The organism is Intestinibacter sp. (assembly GCF_051866655.1).
In the GTDB taxonomy this organism is placed as follows: Bacteria; Bacillota; Clostridia; order Peptostreptococcales; family Peptostreptococcaceae; genus Intestinibacter.
This window is the reverse complement of the sequence record NZ_JBJDXL010000206.1, coordinates 1-4,852: the sequence shown is the minus strand read 5'-3', so window position 1 is coordinate 4,852 and position 4,852 is coordinate 1. Positions and strand designations below refer to the sequence as shown.

Annotated in this window: 4 protein-coding genes; 3 read left to right on the top strand and 1 reads right to left on the bottom strand. The window is 32.5% G+C overall.

The features are described from left to right. Nucleotides 1-267, bottom strand: a 267-nt coding sequence (locus tag ACI3VO_RS06305; protein WP_439757091.1) for a dihydroxy-acid dehydratase domain-containing protein, incomplete at its 3' end; no start/stop codon positions are given. 259 nt (nt 268-526) lie between these two features. On the opposite strand from ACI3VO_RS06305, the gene ACI3VO_RS06300 reads away from it, so the two are divergent. The 3 genes from ACI3VO_RS06300 (at nt 527) to ACI3VO_RS06290 (ending at nt 4,643) form a co-directional block, all read left to right on the top strand. Further along, nucleotides 527-1,219 (top strand): FadR/GntR family transcriptional regulator, encoded by a 693-nt coding sequence (locus ACI3VO_RS06300; RefSeq protein WP_439757090.1) that lies wholly within the window; start codon nt 527-529, stop codon nt 1,217-1,219. A gap of 186 nt (nt 1,220-1,405) precedes the next feature. Beyond that, nucleotides 1,406-3,529 (top strand): ribonuclease R, encoded by a 2,124-nt coding sequence (gene rnr / locus ACI3VO_RS06295; protein WP_439757089.1) that lies wholly within the window; start codon nt 1,406-1,408, stop codon nt 3,527-3,529. A 190-nt stretch (nt 3,530-3,719) separates the two neighbouring features. Further along, on the top strand, nt 3,720-4,643 hold the full coding sequence (locus ACI3VO_RS06290) for an alpha/beta hydrolase fold domain-containing protein (protein WP_439757088.1): 924 nt from the start codon (nt 3,720-3,722) through the stop codon (nt 4,641-4,643). Nucleotides 4,644-4,852 lie beyond the last annotated feature (209 nt).

Here is a 4,852-nt window from a genome sequence, read left to right as displayed (position 1 = left end):
GTATTTCATACCTATATGTCCCATAGCTATACCATCGCAAACTGCTATAGCTGGGAATACTACAGGAGTTCCTCCTGCCATTGCAACTCCAAGCTTAACTGCTTCTACTATTTTGTCTAGGTTCATATGACCTGGAACTATTTCGTTGTAAGAGCTTACTATACCTATTAAAGGTTTTTTCATTTCTTCTTCTGTGTGCCCTAAAGCATTAAATAATGAACGATGAGGTGCTTGTTGCATCCCTTTTCTTACTGCATCACTTTTCATTTGTATTATCCCCCTATAATCGAAAAATATTCATTAAATGTTAAATTTTTTTTAATTCAAATTTATATAACTTATAATGAAGGTTTTTATTTTAAAACCTCTTGATATTAGCAATATTATGATGTATTATTTCTTTATAAATTATATAACATCATACTAATACATTTAACATATGATGTCAATAAAAAATAAATAAAAATTGGAAAACAATGAATAAATTTAAAAATAAAGACAATAATATAGCTAAGGAGTTAAAATCATGGAATACAACAGATCGCAATCTCTGTCAGAACAGGCCGCTGACGAGATTTTAGATATGATAACAGTTAAGAAGAAGTTTAAAGTAGGTGATAAATTACCAAATGAAAATGAACTATCAGCACTCTTAAACGTCAGCAGAACGACATTGAGAGAGGCTATAAAGATGTTAGTTTTACAAGATATAGTAGAAATAAAAAGAGGAAAGGGCACTTTTGTAAAAAGCGATGAGGTCGATAATTTCACTTTAGGCAATTTAAAAGGAAGTAATTCTGACTTGGCAGATTTACTAGAAATGAGGTTGATAATAGAACCGATGGCAGCGTATTATGCTACGAAGAGAGCCAGCGACAACGAGATAGAAAAAATACTAAATTACGGACAAATAATAGAAAAAAAGATACAAAACGATGAGGACCGCACAGAAGCAGAGCAGCTATTTCACAACGCTATAGCTAAGGCGAGCAGAAATTCATTTATGAAGGAATTAGTTCCTATTATAAGTAAGGCTATAAACGAGAGCGTCATATTGTCTAAACAGTACGAAAAGGCGACAGAGCTTACTTTGAAGGATCACAAAATGATCATGGATTTTATGAAGGACAGAAACGCAGAGGGTGCCAAAACTGCTATGAGTCTTCATATTATACATACTATTGATAGCTTTGGATTGAAGGATATACTTGATAAGTAGGAATTAGACTGTAGTAATTTATAAATATAGAGTTTTCCTGCATATAAAATATAATAAAGTAAATAATAAAAGAATATTAAAAATAGAGGAAAAATATATCTTTAAAGGCGAATAAAGTATATAATATATTTATTTGAATGAGAAAGATAGATAGATATTTTAAATATGATAAAGGGAGGCTCTTTTATGACACCAGAAATAAGAGAAAAGTTACTAGGTCTAATAAACGACAAAGCATACAATCCTCTAAAAAAAGAAGAATTGGCGTTGATATTTGATATACATTCTTGTGAAATGCCGATGTTTAATAATTTTTTAGAAGAATTACAAAATGATGGATATATAGTTATAACAAAAAAAGGAAGAGTTATGGCACCTAGTGCTATGGGATATTTCGTAGGAAAATTCGTATCTCATAGAAGAGGATTTGGGTTTGTCGAATCAGATGAAGAATTTGTACAAGATTTATTTATAAATCCAGAAGATATAAATGGAGCTTTGAATGGCGATAGAGTCATGGCCGAAATAACAAAACCTGCTACAGAAGGAAGAAGAGCAGAGGGCGCTATAGTAAAGGTAATAAAAAGAGAAACTGATACTATAATAGGTCTTTTCCAATCTAACAAGAACTTTGGATTTGTCGTTCCAGACGACAAGAAATTCAACCAAGACATTTATATTCCAAACAAGTTTTTCTCTGGAGCAAAGGACAACGACAAGGTAGTCTGCAAGATAACTATGTGGCCAATAGAAGGCAGAAAACCAGAAGGTAAAATAATCGAGGTAATCGGTCAAAAAGGAGAGCGTGGAGTAGAGATAGATTCTATAATAAGAGCTCACGGTCTTCCTGAGGAATTCCCACAAAAGGTAATAGACGAAGCTGAACATGTGAGTATTCCGATACCAGAAGAGGAAATAGCTAGAAGACTTGATTTAAGAGATTTAAAGACATTTACAATAGATGGCGATGATGCAAAGGACTTAGACGACGCTGTATCAATAGAAGTATTGCCAAGTGGAAACTACAAATTAGGAGTACATATTGCAGATGTATCTCACTACGTAAGAGAACACTCTAAGCTAGATAAAGAGGCTATAAAGAGAGCTACATCAGTTTATCTAGTGGATAAAGTAATACCAATGCTTCCAAAGCAGCTATCAAATGGAGTTTGTAGTTTAAATCCTTTTGAGGATAAATTAACTCTATCAGTATTTATGGAAATAAATGCAGATGGAAAGGTTATAAAATACGATATAGCAGAATCTGTGATAAATTCAAAGGCTAGAATGACTTACACAGAGGTATCTGATATATTAGAAAAGGACGACGAAAAGCTAAAAAATACTTTCGCAAGCTTAGTAGACGACTTCAAGCATGCAGAAGAACTAGCTAAGATCCTTATGAAAAGAAGAGCTAGAAGAGGCTCAATCGACTTTGATTTCCCTGAATCAAAAATAATATTAAATTCAGAGGGAAAAGTAGTAGATATCAAATCATACGAGAGAAGAATATCTAATAAAATGATAGAAGAATTTATGCTTGTAACTAATGAAACAGTAGCTGAACATTTCTTCTGGCTAGCGGTGCCATTTGTCTATAGAATACATGAAATACCTGCAGCAGAAAAGATGGAAACTTTAAATAAATTTATAGCTACTTTTGGGTATTCATTTAAAGGAGATTTAGAAGAAATACATCCTAAGGAAATACAAAGGGTATTAGGATTAATAAAAGGAAAACCAGAGGAACAAGCAATCAGTACAATCATGCTTAGAAGTATGAGACAGGCTAGATATGCTCCTCACTGTGTGGGACATTTTGGTTTAGCGGCACAGTATTACTGCCACTTTACGTCACCTATAAGAAGATATCCAGATTTACAAATACACAGAATAATAAAGGAACAGTTAAACGGAAAGCTTACAGAAAAGAGAAGTGAACAGCTTGCAAATATAGTAGAGTACGCATCTAACCAATCTTCAGAGAGAGAAAGAGAAGCTGATTTAGCTGAAAGAGATGTACACGATTACTACAAAGCAGTCTATATGGAGGATAGAATCGGTGAAGAGTACGATGGAATAGTTTCTAGCGTGACTTCATTTGGAATGTTTGTAGAGCTTGAAAATACTGTAGAAGGTCTAGTTAGAATGGTAGATATGAATGACGATTTCTACAATTATAATGAAGACACTTATTCATTAATTGGAGAGAGAACTAAAAACGTATATAGAATTGGTGATCAAGTTAGAATCAAGGTCAGCAAGGTAAATGTAGATTTTAGGGAAATAGACTTCGAGCTTGTAAAATAGATAAATCAATGTGTTAAAAGTATATATAAATAATAAAAAATATATAATAATACATTAAAAATAGTTGATAAAAAAAACTGAAAGGGATATTATAAAAATGTAATTGTTAATATTTACATTTATAATATTCCTTTATTTTTTTGATTTATTTTTAGGTAAATATATAAATGCATTGAATGGAGGAATGATAATGGTAGATCCGATAGAATATAGTTATGAAGACTTTCCAGAATCTACAACCGTTACTAAGGGTATGAATGTAATCGAATTCGAGGATGAGATTACATCAGTAGTATGTAAAAGATATGTGAATTATGTAGAAAGAGATGGAAAAAGTCTAAAATTACAATTTCTAATGCCTTACTATACTGTAGAGCATATGGAAAAACTGCCATGTGTAGTATTCGTACAAGGTTCAGGTTGGATAAAACAGAAATTATATTTAAACATAGGCAACCTATCAAAAATTGCAGATAAGGGGTACATAGTTGCAATTGTTCAATACAGATCAGCAGAGGACGCGCCTTTCCCAGCACAAGTACAAGATATCAAAACGGCTATCAGGTTTTTAAGAAAACATGCATCGGAGTACAAAATTGATAAGAACAATATATTTTTATGGGGAGACTCATCAGGAGCACATGTATCTTTGATAACTGGAATAACTAGCGGAGTAACAGAACTAGATACCGATGACTACAATGAATACTCAGATAAAGTAAATGGAATAGTTGACTTCTACGGACCAACGGATATAACAAGGATGAATGAAGCTCCAACTACGGCTGACTATACTGTTCCAGATAGCCCAGTCGGAATATTAATAGGAAAATTGGACGTTACAAAGCACGAGGACAAAGCCCAAAAGGCAAATGTCCTAAATTACATAACAAAGGGTAGAGATATACCTCCGATAATAATTTTCCACGGCAGCAAGGACAGAATAGTTCCGTTTGAACAAAGTGCTATGCTTCATGAAAAATTATTGGCAGAAGGAAAGGAAAGTAGTATTTATAAAATTATGGGGCAAGACCACTGTGGACCTGGATTTTGGCAAGACGAGGTTATAAATTTGATTGATGAATTTTTTGAAAAACATATGAGAAGAATTTAGGGATATTAAAAATAGTAGGTATTTACAATTAAATAGGTATATATTTTTGGATGAATTATGTATGAAATTTTCTTAGAATGGATAGTTCATCCTTTTGTTTTGCAAAAAAATTATTTTAGAAGTTTGCACGGCTTGACGAAATGAATAATGTGTGTTAAATTATAGTTCAGTTTAAAAATAATGAATTGATATTTACACGTTTAGTCGGT